Consider the following 16,622-nt stretch of genomic DNA (forward strand, 5'->3'; position numbering starts at 1 on the left):
CAAATTGTACAACTATGAAAAAATCAAACACGTTAAGTAAATTTCTATTATTCGCTGCGGCGGGAGTTACTCTAGGTTTAAGCTCATGTTCTGATGACGACGGCATCACCGCCGGAGAGTCTGTTAATGTTAAAATTGTAAATGCTGCGGAGTCGTCTCCGGCACAGGATGTTTATATTGAAGGAACAAAGATCAATAGTTCTGCTGTAGCGTATCTTGAAACCACGAACTACATTACGACGCCAAACTCTGGTAAGGATAGGAAAATTGAGTTCCGTACCTCTTCAGGATCATCTGACGTATATGAGACTGAAAAGGCAGATCTAAGGTCAAACAAGAACTATACACTTTTCCTGACTGGAACAGGATCATCAGCTGATATTGAGGTTACGGAAGATAATTTAAGTGCTCCTGCTTCCGGAAAAGCAAAGGTGCGTTTTGTGCACATAAGTAGTGGTTCATCAGAGAAAGTGGATATCTACAACGGAACTACAAAAGTTCTTGCAGGTGCAGAGCGTGGTGATGTAACCAACTTTGTTGAGGTTGATGGTGGCCTGAAAGCAATAGGGGTCACCACAGCTGGAAATACAGACGTTAACTCCATTAAGTCGTTAACTGTCCAAAATCTCGAAGCTGGCAAGATTTATTCAGTTATTATCTATGGTAGCACGAACGTAAGCACAAGAGTGATTGCTCATAACTAATTTCTTATTCATCTACTTATTTCAAAGTCCGGCCACGAAAAGTGGTCGGACTTTTGATTTATATACCAGCATGTATCGTTTCGAATGGTTTGTGCGTAACCCTATTATACACTAAGAAATACCTTATAAAGAGTTATTACTATGAAACTATTCCATTTACTACCTAAGAAAAGCAAGTTTTTTTCCATGAGCCTGGCACTACTTGCTTCGGCGACCTTATTCACCTCGTGTTTGAAAAATGACGGTGATGATGGTATCGATCAACCCATTTCAGGATTAAGCTTCGTTCATGCAGCGGCATCGCAGTCAGCTGTGGGAATCTATGTTGACGGAAGAATCCTTTTTCAATCTGCAGTTCAATACGGAGGAGCATCTCAGTATTTGTCTGCCGTATCGGGCAATCACCTCGTTCAGACGACCATTGGCGGAACCGTTCAGAAATTATCGGAAGCAACGATAGCCCTGGCAGAAGGTAAGTATTATACGGTGTTTGTGGCCGACAGACAACCTGTAGGTGATTCACTTACCACTGTGATGATTCAGGATGCTATAGATGTTAAACCAACAGAGGGTAAAGCGAAGGTTCGTTTCGTTCAACTGAGTCCTGGCGCAGAAGAGTATGATCTTTATATCCAGGGTGGCCAGAAGCTTTTCGATTCAAAAGCCTACAAGGAAAGCTCAGACTTTATGGAGATTAATCCTGCTAAGTACAAATTTGCTATTCGCCTAGCCGCAGGAGCCGAAGATAAGGCCGTTTCGGATGAGGTTAATGTGGAAGCCGGGAAGTTTTATACCATCGTGGTTGGAGGATCTGCTGCAGGCACGGGAAATAAAGGTCTCAAGGTTTTTCCGGTGTTAGCACGATAGTTGCAATATACAAGTAGAAGAAAGGGCGCAAGCCCTTTTTTTATGAGGTTTTTTATGCGAATGTACAGGGGTGTCATTACCTTTATTGGAAATAGGTACAAAGGTCTCTATGAAATATTTCAGCTTACTGCTTCTTGCCATAACTTTAACATCCTGTCTTGAAGGAGACGATGATTCGTTTCAAACAACCTCTTCGGTATTGTTTATGAACGTGTATAATGATGCTGAAAGTGGAATCGATATCCGGGTGAATGGAAGCAGCTGGCAAAACGGATTCAGGGCCTATGGAGAACCAGAAGGTTATAGTTCCTTCTATTCGGGCGAGATCACGTTTGCTGCCTACCCAAAGGGCTCTTCCGAGGGGAATGCTTTGGCAAGTGTCACTCAAGCGCTTGATCCGGACTCGAAGTACACTTGTTTTTTAACCGGGCGCTCAGGTGAAGCGAAAATGATTTTATTGCCCGATACAATGAGATCTCCTGCCGCAAATAAGGCCTTGATCAGATTCGTTAATCTCAGTCCTGGTCTTTCAAAGGCCGATATCGGGATTGCCGACAGTGGCACCGTTATCAGAAACCTCGACTATCTCAGCACAGCTTATATGACACTGGATACCGGGCTTAATGTGGTAAATGCATATCGTGTAGGCGTTGCCCAACCTCTTGCTTCGTTCAGGTTCAGAGCTGCATCACGGGGTATTTATACCATGTATCTCAGAGGTCTCCAGGAACGTGAGGGGAAAGATTCGCTTGCTATCGGAAATTATCTTCAGCCTTAGGAAAGCGTAACAATATCAGTCAACAGGACGGATAATACGGACATATTTTTACTTTTGTAGAAATACATAACGCTTTGGAATTTATTCAGACATTAATCGATTTTGTTCTTCATATTGACAAGCATCTCGTTGAGATTGTCAGCGAATATCAGACCTGGACGTATCTCATCCTCTTTCTGATCATCTTTGCGGAAACCGGCTTTGTTGTTACTCCTTTTCTGCCTGGAGACTCCTTATTGTTTGCTGCAGGGGCGATTATTGCTCGTCCGGAAAGTGGGCTCAATATATTTCTAATGATGATCCTGCTGATTATCGCGGCAATTTTAGGCGATTTGGTTAACTATCACATAGGTGATTATGTAGGTCCGAAGGCTTTTAGTGGGAAGTACAAGCTGCTCAAGAAGGAGTATCTGGAGAAAACTCAGAACTTCTATATCAAGCACGGTGGAAAGACAATTATCTACGCGCGGTTTGTGCCTATCGTACGCACTTTTGCTCCTTTCATTGCCGGTATCGGGACGATGAGCTATGGACGTTTTGCATCTTACAATGTTGTAGGAGCCATTGCCTGGGTGGCCAGCTTCCTGCTTATCGGTTATTTCTTCGGAGGGTTGCCTATTATAAAACAGAACTTTACCTATGTCATCTTTGGAATTATCATTATTTCGTTGATTCCACCTTTGCTGGAGATTCTGAAGAAGAAAAAGTAAGGTCGGGCTGACCTGCGTCTACCCACGCAGAGAACCAATAGCTACCAGTCTTCTTTATTGCAGCCCTCATTTGTCTTTCGATCATGCCATTGAGTGCCTGGTGAAACGCTGCGGCATATTCCCGTGAGTATTGTTTAGTTACTATTCCCCGGCGTTCAGAGAAGCTATACTTCATGTCTGAAGGGAAGGAGGCACTGAGTCTTGCTTCAATGCTGAACACGCTGTCTTTATACAGATGGGAGTTCTTTACGATGGTCCAGGCCTCTTTTAGCGGGTTTGAGATGTATTCAGCACGTCCGACGAAGTAGTTGTAATCATCGCTGAATAATTCAGGCAGGCGGCTTTCCCAGAACCCGTGGATGCCGGTTTGTTTGGTAAACTGCCCGTTGTAGTTCCAGGTCACGTGAAGGGGAACATGAGCATCACTGATGTAATGACCCAAGTGTGCGGAAATACGAAGGATAGCCAGGGAATCTCTACGTTGGAATGCTTTGACCAGGCTGTAGTAGGTTTTTTCTATCTGCCAGGGCACCGTGCCGTAAGCAGCCAGGGTGTCTTCGGTGTATTTGGCGACGGCATCTTTCCACCTCTCGGGGAGGCTGTCAAAAGGTGACTGACCATAACGTTCGGTGTCGAGAAAATGTCGTGGTCCCTCGTTGATATCAGTATACCTTCGCTTATCAGGATCTGTAGAATGTTCAGTTAAATAGCCTGCATTGTACTTGTAGAACCGGATCATGCCTCTAGGTAGCGTGAAAATCGCCATGCGATTAATCCGCTGATGGGCGAAGAAGCCCCAGGAACCGCAGAGCATCCACAGAAAGACACAGGATACAAAGACCAGACTCGGCTTTAGATTCATATTGTTTTTTCATGTCCCCTGTATTCTCTGGTAGTGTAGATGATAAAGATATGAAATCTTGGGGAAGTTGTATTTTAATCGTTACGGAGTACGAACCATAAGTTGGCAGCGTTTTATTCTTTTTTGCTAAACTAATACGTCAGATCAAATGAAATGTCCTAATTGTAACGAGACCCTGCTAATGAGCGAAAAGCACGGGGTGGAAATTGACTACTGTCCCAATTGCCGGGGAATTTGGCTGGACCGTGGGGAGCTTGATAAGATTATTGAACATTCGGCCGACCATTATTCAAGGAAGGACAATTATGAAAGTGATTATAAGAAGTACGGCTATAATGACTATGATAAGGACTATTACAAGCGACACCCGCATAAAAAGAAGAAGTCTTTCCTGAATGATTTTTTTGATTTTTAATAATAATCCTCAGAAAATTACTCAGCCTGTTTGATTATTAAATATATACGATTATATTTGCAGTCCCAAAAACAGGAACGGAATAAAAGCTTACAAATGGCAAATCATAAATCATCGATCAAGAGAATTAGATCAAACTCAGCGAAGCGCTTACGTAACCGCTACCAGGCAAAGACAACCCGTAACGCTATAAAGACATTACGCAGTGCTACAACTAAAGAAGATGCAGCACCTCTTTTAACGAAAGTAATATCTATGCTGGATCGTCTTGCTAAAAAGAACGTTATTCACAAGAATAAAGCGTCAAACAATAAATCAAAGCTGACTAAGTTTGTTAACAAACTAGCTTAAGCTCGACATATCTATTCTTCTTTAATAGTAGTTGGAACAACAAAAGCCTGGATATGCATTCAGGCTTTTGTTGTTTCTGGCAAGAAGGCGGGCACCTTTGCGGTTGATATTGCAATGAGCTGAGCGATTGTGCTTCAGATCATTTTTTCTTCAAAAGTGTATGTCTAGTTTTCGTTTATGGAAAGCTATGACAGAAAGATCACGATCAAGTCCTGGGCGGAAGAAGACAGGCCCCGTGAGAAGTTGCTCAGCCAGGGCAGAAGAATCCTTTCGGACGCAGAACTCATAGCGATTCTGATCGGCTCTGGCAGCAGGAGTGAAACTGCGGTAGAATTAAGCAGGCGTATTCTCGCTTCGCTCGACAACGATCTGGAGAAGCTCGGTAAGTTGTCAGTTTCGGAGCTTTCCAGATTTAAAGGCATTGGAGAAGCCAAGGCGATCAGTATTATTTCGGCTCTTGAGTTAGGCAGGAGAAGGAGGGAGAGCAGCACAAGTTTCACAGACCAGATCACATCGAGCAGAGACGTATACGAATTGCTTAGGAGGCAATTTGCTGATCTGAACCACGAGGAGTTCTGGATTGTTCTTTTAAATCGTTCTAATAAGGTTTTGTCATGCCATCTGATCAGCAAAGGAGGGCAGGCAGGAACGATAGCGGATCCAAAGATCATCTTTCAAACTGCGCTGGAGAACCATTCGGCGAGTATCATTTTAAGTCATAATCATCCTTCGGGAAATCTCAAACCCAGTCAGGCGGACCTCCAATTAACCAGGAAGTTGAAGGACGCTGGTGAGCTCCTGGATATTTCAGTTCTCGATCACCTGATCTTCACGGATGCGTCCTATCTGAGTTTCGCAGATGAGGGCCTGATGTAATTAGGGTTATTTTGTCGTATTTTCTATCTTTGTGCTTTATTAGTCGAGAATTTACATGAAGATTTCATATAACTGGTTAAGTCAATTTATTCAAACAACCAAAACCCCGGATGAGATATCGCTGATCCTGACGGATATAGGTCTGGAAGTGGAAAGTCTTGAAAAAGTACAAACCATTCCCGGAGGTCTGGAAGGCTTGGTTGTTGGATATGTAAAGGAATGCGTTCAGCATCCGAATGCTGACCGGTTAAGGATAACCAAAGTAAATGTCGGAGGGGTCGAAGACCTTCAGGTGGTTTGTGGCGCGGCGAATGTTGCTGCAGGGCAAAAGGTTATTGTGGCCACTGTAGGTACAACCGTTTACCCCGTTACGGGCGAACCATTCAAGATCAGCAAATCTAAAATCCGTGGAGAAGTTTCGGAAGGAATGATATGTGCCGAAGATGAAATTGGACTTGGATCATCGCATGATGGTATTATGGTGCTGGATGAGTCGGCTGTGCCGGGAACGCCTGCTTCTACATTCTTCGAACTAAAAGACGATTATCTTTTTGAGATAGGGCTCACGCCGAACCGGGCGGATGCGGCTTCTCACCTGGGAGTAGCACGTGATCTGGCAGCGTATCTGCGTACCGGTATCAGCATGCCGGATGTTTCCAGATTCAAACCCGATAATTTGTTGCTTCCTATCCCTTTTGAGGTCATGAATGATGAGGCTTGTCCCCGTTATTCATCTCTCACCATAAGTGGAGTTCAGGTAGCAGAGTCGCCTGAGTGGTTAAAAGAGAAACTGCAGGTGATTGGTGTGCGTCCGATCAACAACATTGTTGATGTAACCAATTATGTACTTCATGAACTGGGACAACCCTTGCATGCCTTTGACGCGGGTGTTATTACCGGTGGAAAAGTACTAGTGCGCAATGCCAAGGAAGATGAAGTGTTTGTGACGCTCGACGGCACAGAACGTAAGTTGCACCAGGACGATCTGATGATCTGTAATGCAGAAAGGCCGATGTGTATTGCGGGCGTTTTTGGAGGAGCAGAGTCGGGGGTTAAGCAAACAACGACTTCGGTCTTTCTGGAGAGTGCTTACTTTAACGCTGTGTCTGTGCGTAAGACGTCTAAACGACATGGTTTGAAGACAGATGCATCATTCCGATATGAGCGTGGTACGGATCCTGAAATGACGATCTATGCGCTGAAGCGCGCAGCCTTGCTGATTAAAGAAGTTGCGGGGGGACAGATCTCTTCAGAAATAGTTGATTTCTATCCTAATCCAGTTCAGCCTTTCGCCATTACGTTACGTTATCAGCATGTGAACCGACTGATAGGGGAAGTCATTCCGGAGGAAACGGTGAAGGCTATCATCGAAGCATTAGGTATACGGATAGTTTCAGCTGATGCAGAAGGTATGGAGCTGGAAGTTCCTTCGTACAAAGTAGATGTTACGCGTGAGGTGGACGTTATTGAAGAGATCCTAAGGATCTATGGATATAATACCATCGCTATTCCAACTCAGATAAGGGCATCTATGAACTATGGTACGAAGCCGGATAAAGAGTCGGTAAGAAATCATATCGCAGAATTACTGAGCTCAAACGCTTTTTCGGAAATATTAACCAACTCGTTGACGAAGTCGGCGTATTCCGATTCTCCTGAGACCGCTGTCAAGATACTTAACCCGTTAAGCAGTGATCTGGATGCAATGAGACAGAGCCTGCTCTTTACAGGCTTGGAAGCTATTGCATATAACCAGAACAGACGCAACTCGGATCTGAAGTTCTATGAGTTTGGTAAGGTGTACGAGAAGCTGGTGGAAGGGTTTTCTGAGACGCAACGCCTGTCGGTTTTCATGACTGGATCCAGGCTGACAGCCCAGTGGAACCATGAAGCTAAGGCGGTCAATATTTTTAATCTGAAGGCCGTTGTTGAGGCTGTGCTCAGACGACTAAATGTAAAGGGACTAACAGAGGCTGAATTCAGCTCTGCTGTTTTCGGACAGGCGTCTCAGTATAAGAAGGGAGATAAAACCCTGGTTTATTTCGGAGCCGTTTCAAAAAATGTGCTGAAAAGGATGGATATTGAAAATCCGGTCTACTATGCAGATTTTGATTGGGACATGATCCTGAAAGCGATCCGTAAAAACAAGATCAGCTATAACGAAGTTTCTAAGTTTCCGGCTGTAAAAAGAGATCTGTCGCTTTTAGTTGACAAGTCGGTCAGTTTTAATCAGTTGAAACAACTGGCATTCAGGACAGAGAAGTCGCTGCTTAAAGAGGTGAGTGTATTTGATGTTTACGAAGGGGATAAGCTTCCGGCTGGTAAGAAGTCTTACGCGATAAGCTTCCTGTTGCAGGACGAGGAAAAAACGCTTACCGATAAGCAAATAGATTCTGTAATGAATAAATTAATTTTTACTTTCGGGAAGGAAGTTCAGGCAGAAATCAGAAAATAAGGGCTTTGATTCTGAATTAAGTTTTATACATTAAATTAACGTATGTCGCTTGCCGGACAATTAAATAGTGTACTAGACAGGACTCATCGTTTGATTGAGCTTTGTGAAGCTTTACAGGAAGAAAATGATCTGTTAAAGCTTGAAAACCAATCATTGCAGGTGGCCGTAGAAACAGGCAAGACGAAGGCTGTTGAGATGGAGGAGAAGATGAAAGTGCTCAAACTGGCACGTTCATTAGAGGGGATCACAGTGAAAAAAATAAGTCCCGACGAAAAAACGCTTGACATAAAGCAAAAAATTAGCGAATTTGTGCGGGAAATAGACAAGTGCATTGTATTACTGAAGAAGTAGTGTAATCGTGAAACAAAAGCTCAATGGGAGAGATCTCCATAAAAATAAATATTGCTGACCGTGTTTATCCGTTAAAGATAAATATGGAAGAGGAGGAAATAGTGAGGAAGGCAGCTAAAATGATTAATGATCGTATAAAGGAATACCAGGAGAATTATGCGGTCAGAGATAAACAGGATTTACTATCCATGAGTGTGCTGCATTATGCGACAGCAACATTAAGGGCAGAAAAGAAATTAGCAGAGGGTGATACAGAGGCTTCTGAAACTGTTTATAAGCTAGATCAGTTGCTGTCGGATTTCTTCTCGAAGTAATATTCGTTCTTTATATAATAAGAGCATTAAGACTTAACCGCAGTTAATTCTTGAGTTTCACTATTGTATTAAACTTAACGCTTCAATATCAAAAGAGTTAAAAAATGTAAATCACTTGGCATGACCACTTGATTATGATTAATACTCTAATCTTACATTGATGAAGTTTTACAGTACATGGGGTTCAGGTTTAACCGCGGTTTTTTTATTTAGAAGAAGAATATGGATATAGTACTTTACATTTTATTAGGTGTTGCGGTTGGGATCGTGATAGGGAGGTATATGCTCCGGAAGCTGTTGAAAAGCCAGGAGCTTTCAGCGCAGAACAAGGTAAAAAAGATATTGAAGGACGCGGAGAACAACGCGGAGATATTAAAGAAGAATAAGCTTCTTGAAGCAAAGGAGAAGTTTCTTCAGCTGAAGGCCGATCATGAGCAGGAAGTGAATGCGCGTAATAATGCCATCAATCAGCGTGAGAATTCCATCAAGCAAAAAGAGCAGTCGCTGAACCAAAAGCTGGAGAATGCGAACAAGAAGGATCAGGAGCTTGATAACCTCAGAAAGAATCTGGAGAAGCAGATTGAAACTTCGAAGGCTAAGCAGGAGGAAGTGGAGCAGCTTAAGCTTGAGCATATCACTAAACTGGAAGCAATTGCTGGCCTTTCTGCTGAAGAGGCGAAGAATCAGTTAGTGGACAGCCTTCGCGAAGAGGCCCGTACAAAAGCCATGATTCAGATCAAGGATATTGTAGACGAGGCTAAGTTAACCGCCAGCAAGGAAGCTAAGAAAGTGGTTATCCAAACGATACAGCGTACTGCGACCGAGTCGGCCATTGAAAATACAGTTTCGATTTTCAATATTGAGAATGACGAAATCAAAGGACGTGTTATTGGTCGCGAGGGACGTAATATCCGCGCCTTAGAGGCAGCTACAGGAGTCGAGATCATTGTGGATGATACCCCAGAGGCAATCATTTTATCTGGTTTTGATCCGGTAAGAAGAGAGATCGCACGATTGGCACTGCATCGTTTGGTAACAGACGGGCGTATCCACCCAGCACGTATTGAGGAGGTGGTAGCGAAGACCAAGAAACAGATTGAAGATGAAATCGTTGAAATAGGTGAGCGTACAGTAATTGACCTGGGAATCCATGGATTGCATCCGGAGTTGATCAGAATGGTAGGGCGCATGCGGTACCGTTCATCATACGGACAGAATTTGTTGCAGCACTCCAGAGAGGTTGCTAATTTCTGTGCGACGATGGCATCTGAGCTGGGCTTAAATGTGAAGCTTGCTAAGCGTGCCGGATTGCTGCATGATATTGGTAAGGTGCCTGATGATAACCCTGAACTGCCACACGCTATTCTGGGTATGCAGCTGGCTGAAAAATATAAAGAACATCCGGAAGTATGTAATGCGATTGGAGCTCACCACGATGAGGTGGAGATGACGTCGATGATATCTCCGATCGTTCAGGCTTGTGATGCGATATCAGGTGCTCGTCCGGGCGCACGTCGTGAGGTTGTGGAAAGCTATATCAAGAGATTGAAGGAACTGGAGGCACTTGCGCTTTCATATCCTGGCGTTGAGAAGACCTTCGCTATACAAGCTGGTCGCGAGTTACGTGTGGTGGTAGAAAGTGAGCGTATTACAGATGCACAGTCTGAGATCCTTGCTACAGACATTTCCAATCGTATTCAAACGGAGATGACTTATCCAGGTCAGATTAAAGTTACGGTAATCCGCGAGACACGTTCTGTTTCTTACGCGAAATAGTCTTATTTTTGGAGCCAGTCTTCCCTTGAGGGGGAAGACTGGCTTTTTTATTTTATATGGGCAAGAAAAACATACACGATTCGACTCCAATCAGCCGGATCATCAACCGGTTCTCTGAAAGTCATACTACCTCTGTTAATAAGCTCATACACTACATCACTATTCCCCTTGTCAGCTTCTCTATACTGGCCATTGTGTGGGCAATACCCTTCCCTTACCTTGGTTTCCTGGGCAAGTATAATGGCTTTGTTAACTGGGCATCGTTTCTCATTGCGGGCACGGTTTATTATTATTACCGGATGTCGCCTTTTCTGACCTATGGGATATTGCTTCTGGTGTTTGCCTATTCGGCTATGATTGTTTCTCTGGAGAAATTTCATTTGCAAGGTGGGCCTGAGCTGCATATTATTCCGATGGCTATATTGCTGCCAGCTCTGTTGGCGCAGGTTGCGGGACATCGAAGTGAGCGTTCGACCCCTGATGCCGCATCAAGTTTCAGATCCTTACTGGACGGACCGCTCTGGTTGATGAACATCTTGTTCAGGAAAGTTGGTATTCTGAAAAGTCGTTAACAATAGGTTAACATTTTGCTGACGTTTTGGTAATTAACCTCTAACACCTCCTTAACATTGTGGTAATACTTTTGTGATGATAAAACAACGCAAAAGTGAAACGACTATTTGATCTTAAGTTTACAGCATTCCTTATTTTTTTGTTATTGCAGGTGTTTTCTGCTGCTGCACAGTCTCTTGGTAAGATTGCCGGAAAGGTAACTGACAAGAAGACCGGTGAAGCATTAATAGGTTTGACTGTGAAAGTCCAGGGGAGTACTAAAGGTACTTCTACCGATGTGGAGGGCCGATACAGCCTATCTGGCTTAACAGCAGGGAAACACACCTTGGTGTTTTCTTATGTGGGTTATACAAGCAAAAATGTTTCTGATGTCTCCGTAAGGGCTTCGCAAGTTACCAATATGGATATCGTGATGGAGGAAGCCGAGGGTAACAGTTTGAATGAGGTGGTGATTACTGCATCTGCGAAGCAGGAGAGCGTTGGTGCTCTGTATGCGATGCAACGTGTGAATGTAAGAGTGTCGGACGGTATATCCGCAGAGCAGATCAGGAGGTCGCCCGATAGAAATACCAGTGATGTCTTAAAACGGGTGAGTGGCGCAAGTATTCAGGAGAACAAGTTTCTTTTAATTCGCGGATTGAGCGATCGTTATAATACTACCCTTTTGAATAATGCTCCCCTACCCAGTTCAGAGCCTGATCGTAAAGCTTTTTCTTTTGATATCATTCCGTCTAACCTTGTTGATCAGATTGTAGTAAACAAAACTGCTGCCGCAGATCTGCCAGGAGACTTCGCCGGTGGTGTGATTCAAATTAAAACGAGGGATTTCCCTGAACAGAGATTAATCAGTCTGAATTATAGCGCATCATATAATACACAGTCAACGTTTAAAGATTTTAAAGGAGGGAAAAGAGGGGGTATTGATTTTCTGGGTTTTGATGACGGATTAAGGAAAATGCCCTCGTCATTTCCTTCAAATAGAACCAATTATGTAAACTCCTCTCTGGATCAGCGGGTAGCTTATACGAAGTCGTTCAAGAATAATTGGGGAGTTGAAGATTTCGGAGCAGCTCTGCCAACTCAAAGCTTGCAATTCACTTACGGAGATTCATACTTGCAAAGTAATATGAACAAATTTGGGTTCATTGCTGCATTATCATATCGGAATGGAAACAATATCACGGATCAAACCAGGGCTGATATTGAGCAAATTGGGGATGAATCTTTTAGCTTCCGTGACGACGTATACAAAAATACCGTAAATGTTGGCGGACTAGCGAACTTTGCCTATGCGTTCAATAACTCCAAAATAGCATTTAAGAACATCTATAATCGTGTTTTTGAAGATGCCTACACGAGTCGTGTAGGAGTTGCTTTAGAAGAGCCGAACTTCGATAATCAGAACTCCCAGTTTCAGCTGCTACAGAAATCATTACTCAGTTCTATTCTGGAAGGCGAGCATTCTTTTGCAAACAGAAGGAAATTAGATTGGAATTTGTCTTTCAGTGCGAGCAGTCAGGATCAGCCCGATTTGAGAAGAATCTATTACTCACGGCCAAGCGGTTCTTTGGAACCGTTTAAGGCGAGTATCAATGCTGGTTCGGGCAGTACAAAGAATGCGGGGCGTTTCTATTCAGATTTGCAGGACTACGTCTATGCAGGAGCCGTAAACTACACTCATCCCTTCAAGTTAGGGGAGCTTGATCAAACCCTTAAAGTTGGTGCGCTATCACAGTATCGTACCCGGGATTTTTCGGCGAGAGAACTCGGTTACGTAAGAACTACGGCGAATGCGGAGAGCGAAAGCTATTTGTCTCTTCCGCAGGACGAAATCTTTTCACCGCAGTATATCAGCAGAACCGGGTTTATTTTTGATGAGATCACGAATCCGAGCAACTCATATGATGCGAATGTATTTGTGAATTCGGGGTTCCTGATGTTGACCAATGAGCTGTCGCCTAAATGGAAGCTTAATTGGGGTTTACGGGTGGAGTCCTATCAGGAAAAGCTGAATTCAGCAAGTGTATTTGGAAGGCCTGTCACGGTGGATAATAGCTATGTCGATTTTCTTCCTTCAGCCAATCTTATCTTCAGTGTTGACGAGCAAACTAATTTGCGTGCCAGTTACTCAAATACAGTAGCCCGCGCTGAATTCAGGGAGTTGGCGCCCTTCTCCTTCTTCGACTTCGAGAGTAATAACGTGATCATAGGAAACGCTAATCTAAAGAGGACTCGTATTAACAACTTCGATCTTCGCTTCGAGCATTTTTCCCCCGGTGGACAAATATTTTCGTTGACCACCTTCTATAAAGAATTCAAGAATCCAATAGAGCAGGTGTTTAATAAAGGGACGGTAGCTGCCAGCAAAACAGCATCATTCCAGAATGCGACTAAAGCTACACTCTTTGGAGTAGAGATGGAGCTCAGACAGCGGCTAAGTTTCATCAAAGAATCTGATTTCTTCAATAATACATCAATATATACCAATCTTGCTTTTATGAAGTCTGACGTTCAGCTAAATCGCGAGGTGTTTTCGAATATCAATGACAGTCGCGCGCTGCAAGGACAATCTCCCTACCTGATAAACGGGGGTATCCAGTACAATGATAACAAGTGGGGGTTCAATGTACTCTATAATCGTATCGGAAGGCGTATCAATATTGTAGGATTCGGCAGGTACGATACGGACGGATTCCAATACGAGTATCCTGATATCTACGAAAATCCGAGAGATGTTATTGATCTTCAGATCTCTCGCAAGTTATTCAACAACCGGGCAGATTTGAAGATAAATGCAGGAGATCTTTTAAATCAGAAGGGTATTCTGTATCAGGATAACAACAACGATAAAACGTTCACCAAAGGAACGGATCAGTCTATCCGGACGATTAAGTATGGAACCAACTTTAGCATATCACTTGGGTACAACTTTTAATTAACAATTACTTAATGATTCCTTGAGCCTGAGGCAATCTGGGAGGGATATTTTTGGACTATAAGAAAAACTTAAAGATGAAAAAACTTAAATTTTTAGCGGTTGCACTGTTTGGTATCGCTAGTATCTTAACTTCTTGCAGCAGTAACGATGATGGCGGGGACCCGATTGCGGTTGAACCTTCAACATTATCAGGCAATATTACAACGAACACTACCCTTACAGCAGATAAAGCATGGATCTTGAACGGAGTGGTACGGGTGATGGACGGAGCGATCTTAACGATCGAGCCTGGCACAACTATTAAAGGCGACAAGGCATCAAAGGCGGCGTTAATTATTGAAAGGGGCGGTAAAATCAATGCGGTTGGTACCGCTAGCAAGCCTATTGTATTTACATCAAATCAGTTGGTAAACGAGCGTGGTATTGGCGACTGGGCTGGCGTGATCATTTGTGGCAAAGCCCCTATCAACCAAGCTGGTGGTACTGCTCAGTATGAGGGCGGTATTCTGGGAGCGGATGTTGCCAACTATGGTGGTACAGACGCCCAGGACAACTCGGGTATAATGAAGTATGTTCGTATTGAATATGCAGGGATCGCATACGCGACAGATAAAGAGATTAATAGCCTGACGTTGGCAGCTGTTGGAGCGGGTACAGTTCTGGAGAACATACAGGTTTCTTTTGGTGGTGATGATGGGTTTGAGTTTTTTGGTGGTACAGTGAATGCAAAGAACCTGATCGCTTACAGATGTACCGATGATGACTTTGATTTTGAATATGGATACAGAGGCCGGATTCAGTATGCAATCTCAATCAAGGATCCACTTGTTTTTGATAATTCATCAAGTGGTGCGTCAAATGGGATCGAGTGCGATAACGGGAGTACAGTTGACGTGACTCCTGTAAACAGACCAATGTTGTCTAACTTTACATTTATTGGTCCGGGCGTTGGTGCTAACGCTAAGCACAACTCAGGTGTGATTTTTAGAAAGGGGACTTCGTTTGTTTTAAGGAACTCGATCATAATTGACCATTTGAAAGGAGGTTTAGAACTTGCAACTCCAAAGGCCGGAGATCGTTTGTTCGGGGGTGAATCAGAGTTCAAATATAATCTGGTTTTTGCAAATGAGGCAAGTTTCAAGGCGAATGATGCTGGGACCAACTTTGCAAATAATGCTGCCCTGATGACTTTCCTTACGTCTGCAGCTAACGGTAATGTGGCTTTGGCAAATGCAGCGGCAGCGGGGATCACGAGTACCAGCCTGACTGCTCCAAATCTGTTGCTTACAAGTACATCACCGGCAAAGACAGGTGCAAACTTTCAGGATCTTACGGGTTTCGAAGCTGTTGCTTATAGAGGCGCTATGGATACCACGGACTGGACTGCTGGTTGGGCAAGCTGGACGCCTGGGACTAACGTTTATTAGAAAATAGTTCTGATAGCAAGGGGCTGGGGGAGAATACCCTCAGCCCCTTCTTCGTATGTAAGAGAGAAGGTTTCTTTGAAACAAGGACTTCAAACAACCATTCGGTTTTACCCTAAAGTCAATTCGAGAAATTTTCACGCAGTTAAGTAAACCGGCGATTGTTTTTACAGCTCGTTTCAGCTTTTGTTGAGGAACTTATTATCTAGGTCGATAGAGATCGATGATCTTCACCGACCTTTTTTGGCCTTTTACCGAGTTTTCGTCTGGATCAGCCTAGTCGCTATTGCCGGGACCTACGATTCCCTCTATATTTGATGAAAAGAATTAAGAATGGAAAACTCAAATCCGATATATAATAAAAAGACGGCGGCAGGGAAGCAGTGGGCAGGGCTCATATTTTTACTTTTGGGTATCGTACTGTTGATACGTTCATTTGGTGGCTTTATTCCGGACTGGATAACAAGCTGGCCAATGGTTCTCATACTCATTGGGGTTTTTACGGGAAGCCGGCATAATTACCGGAATCCGGGTTCCATCATTCTTATCTCTCTAGGCGTGTTATTTCTGATCGGAAGGGTAATTCCGGGGATTGACCTGCATGATTTTGTCTTTCCGGTTATTATCATCGGGCTTGGATTATATCTCATATTGGGTAAAACGAAGTTTAATAAGCACTTCGTTCACCGTGGCCGGATGAGGAATGACGTAATTTGGGATAAGCGTGTTAATGTACCTGAAGGGGAAAAGGTTACAGCAGATAGTGCAACTGTGGAACAGGAGCCTTTAAAGGATGCTGCTGATGGGAACACATTCGATACATCCTCTGCTTCTTCTGAGAAACAATATTATGATTACGCAGGAGCGACTGCGGGCGGCCCGGAAGATTACCTGGATACGGTTTCGATTTTTGGTGGGATAAAAAAGAATATTGTGTCGAAGGATTTCAAAGGCGGTGATATTGTGACGATCATGGGCGGTGCGGAGATCAATCTGACACAGGCTGATATTCATGGTACTATAGTCATCGACATTACGCAGGTATTTGGAGGGACAAAACTAATTCTTCCTCCGCAATGGAAAGTATCTTCGGATTTGGCTGCCTTGTTTGGGGGAATTGAAGATAAACGTCCGATTGTTCAGGCCATTCACCTGGCTGATGATAAGGTGGTTATATTGAGGGGCACATCGGTATTTGGTGGTATAGATATTCGTAGCTATTAATCAG

Annotated in this window: 16 protein-coding genes; 15 read left to right on the top strand and 1 reads right to left on the bottom strand. The window is 43.7% G+C overall.

The features are described from left to right. The first annotated feature begins 14 nt into the window (after positions 1 to 14). The 4 genes from ACO1NU_RS12580 (at position 15) to ACO1NU_RS12595 (ending at position 3,059) form a co-directional block, all read left to right on the top strand. On the top strand, positions 15 to 704 hold the full coding sequence (locus tag ACO1NU_RS12580; protein WP_448818841.1) for a DUF4397 domain-containing protein: 690 nt from the start codon (positions 15 to 17) through the stop codon (positions 702 to 704). A 141-nt stretch (positions 705 to 845) separates the two neighbouring features. Next, positions 846 to 1,571 (top strand): DUF4397 domain-containing protein, encoded by a 726-nt coding sequence (locus ACO1NU_RS12585; RefSeq protein WP_448818842.1) that lies wholly within the window; start codon positions 846 to 848, stop codon positions 1,569 to 1,571. Between the two features lie 109 nt (positions 1,572 to 1,680). Beyond that, positions 1,681 to 2,349: a DUF4397 domain-containing protein gene (locus ACO1NU_RS12590; protein WP_448818843.1), complete on the top strand. Its 669-nt coding sequence runs from the start codon at positions 1,681 to 1,683 to the stop codon at positions 2,347 to 2,349. A 74-nt stretch (positions 2,350 to 2,423) separates the two neighbouring features. Further along, positions 2,424 to 3,059 carry a DedA family protein gene (locus ACO1NU_RS12595; protein ID WP_448818844.1) on the top strand — a complete coding sequence of 212 codons (636 nt, stop codon included), beginning with the start codon at positions 2,424 to 2,426 and terminating at the stop codon, positions 3,057 to 3,059. Here the strand turns inward: ACO1NU_RS12595 and ACO1NU_RS12600 are convergent. Next, complete coding sequence (locus ACO1NU_RS12600; protein WP_448818845.1) at positions 3,010 to 3,921, bottom strand: zinc dependent phospholipase C family protein; 912 nt, start codon at positions 3,919 to 3,921, stop codon at positions 3,010 to 3,012. The two genes, ACO1NU_RS12595 and ACO1NU_RS12600, sit on opposite strands and share 50 nt — an antisense overlap. Positions 3,922 to 4,069: 148 nt before the next feature. Between ACO1NU_RS12600 and ACO1NU_RS12605 the strand changes: the two genes are divergently transcribed. The 11 genes from ACO1NU_RS12605 to ACO1NU_RS12655 all read left to right on the top strand — a co-directional run bounded on the left by ACO1NU_RS12605 (position 4,070) and on the right by ACO1NU_RS12655 (position 16,618). Further along, positions 4,070 to 4,336 carry a TFIIB-type zinc ribbon-containing protein gene (locus ACO1NU_RS12605; protein ID WP_448818846.1) on the top strand — a complete coding sequence of 89 codons (267 nt, stop codon included), beginning with the start codon at positions 4,070 to 4,072 and terminating at the stop codon, positions 4,334 to 4,336. A gap of 96 nt (positions 4,337 to 4,432) precedes the next feature. Beyond that, positions 4,433 to 4,687, top strand: coding sequence for a 30S ribosomal protein S20 (rpsT, locus tag ACO1NU_RS12610; protein WP_448818847.1), 255 nt, complete (start codon positions 4,433 to 4,435; stop codon positions 4,685 to 4,687). Between the two features lie 177 nt (positions 4,688 to 4,864). Continuing rightward, complete coding sequence (radC, locus tag ACO1NU_RS12615; RefSeq protein WP_448818848.1) at positions 4,865 to 5,563, top strand: RadC family protein; 699 nt, start codon at positions 4,865 to 4,867, stop codon at positions 5,561 to 5,563. Positions 5,564 to 5,618: 55 nt separating this feature from the next. Next, positions 5,619 to 8,018, top strand: a complete 2,400-nt coding sequence (gene pheT / locus ACO1NU_RS12620) for a phenylalanine--tRNA ligase subunit beta (RefSeq protein ID WP_448818849.1) — start codon at positions 5,619 to 5,621, stop codon at positions 8,016 to 8,018. Positions 8,019 to 8,060: 42 nt separating this feature from the next. After that, on the top strand, positions 8,061 to 8,369 hold the full coding sequence (locus ACO1NU_RS12625) for a hypothetical protein (RefSeq protein ID WP_448818850.1): 309 nt from the start codon (positions 8,061 to 8,063) through the stop codon (positions 8,367 to 8,369). Positions 8,370 to 8,392: 23 nt separating this feature from the next. Continuing rightward, positions 8,393 to 8,683 carry a cell division protein ZapA gene (locus tag ACO1NU_RS12630; protein ID WP_448818851.1) on the top strand — a complete coding sequence of 97 codons (291 nt, stop codon included), beginning with the start codon at positions 8,393 to 8,395 and terminating at the stop codon, positions 8,681 to 8,683. 222 nt (positions 8,684 to 8,905) lie between these two features. Continuing rightward, complete coding sequence (rny, locus tag ACO1NU_RS12635) at positions 8,906 to 10,459, top strand: ribonuclease Y (protein WP_448818852.1); 1,554 nt, start codon at positions 8,906 to 8,908, stop codon at positions 10,457 to 10,459. Between the two features lie 56 nt (positions 10,460 to 10,515). Next, positions 10,516 to 11,031 carry a hypothetical protein gene (locus ACO1NU_RS12640; RefSeq protein WP_448818853.1) on the top strand — a complete coding sequence of 172 codons (516 nt, stop codon included), beginning with the start codon at positions 10,516 to 10,518 and terminating at the stop codon, positions 11,029 to 11,031. Positions 11,032 to 11,126: 95 nt separating this feature from the next. Beyond that, the gene (locus tag ACO1NU_RS12645; protein ID WP_448818854.1) at positions 11,127 to 13,967 is read left to right on the top strand and encodes a TonB-dependent receptor domain-containing protein; all 2,841 of its coding nucleotides are present in this window, start codon (positions 11,127 to 11,129) and stop codon (positions 13,965 to 13,967) included. Between the two features lie 77 nt (positions 13,968 to 14,044). Then, on the top strand, positions 14,045 to 15,397 hold the full coding sequence (locus ACO1NU_RS12650; RefSeq protein WP_448818855.1) for a hypothetical protein: 1,353 nt from the start codon (positions 14,045 to 14,047) through the stop codon (positions 15,395 to 15,397). A gap of 330 nt (positions 15,398 to 15,727) precedes the next feature. Beyond that, the gene (locus ACO1NU_RS12655; protein ID WP_448818856.1) at positions 15,728 to 16,618 is read left to right on the top strand and encodes a LiaF transmembrane domain-containing protein; all 891 of its coding nucleotides are present in this window, start codon (positions 15,728 to 15,730) and stop codon (positions 16,616 to 16,618) included. Positions 16,619 to 16,622: the final 4 nt, after the last annotated feature.

The sequence above is a fragment of the Arcticibacter sp. genome (assembly GCF_053551015.1).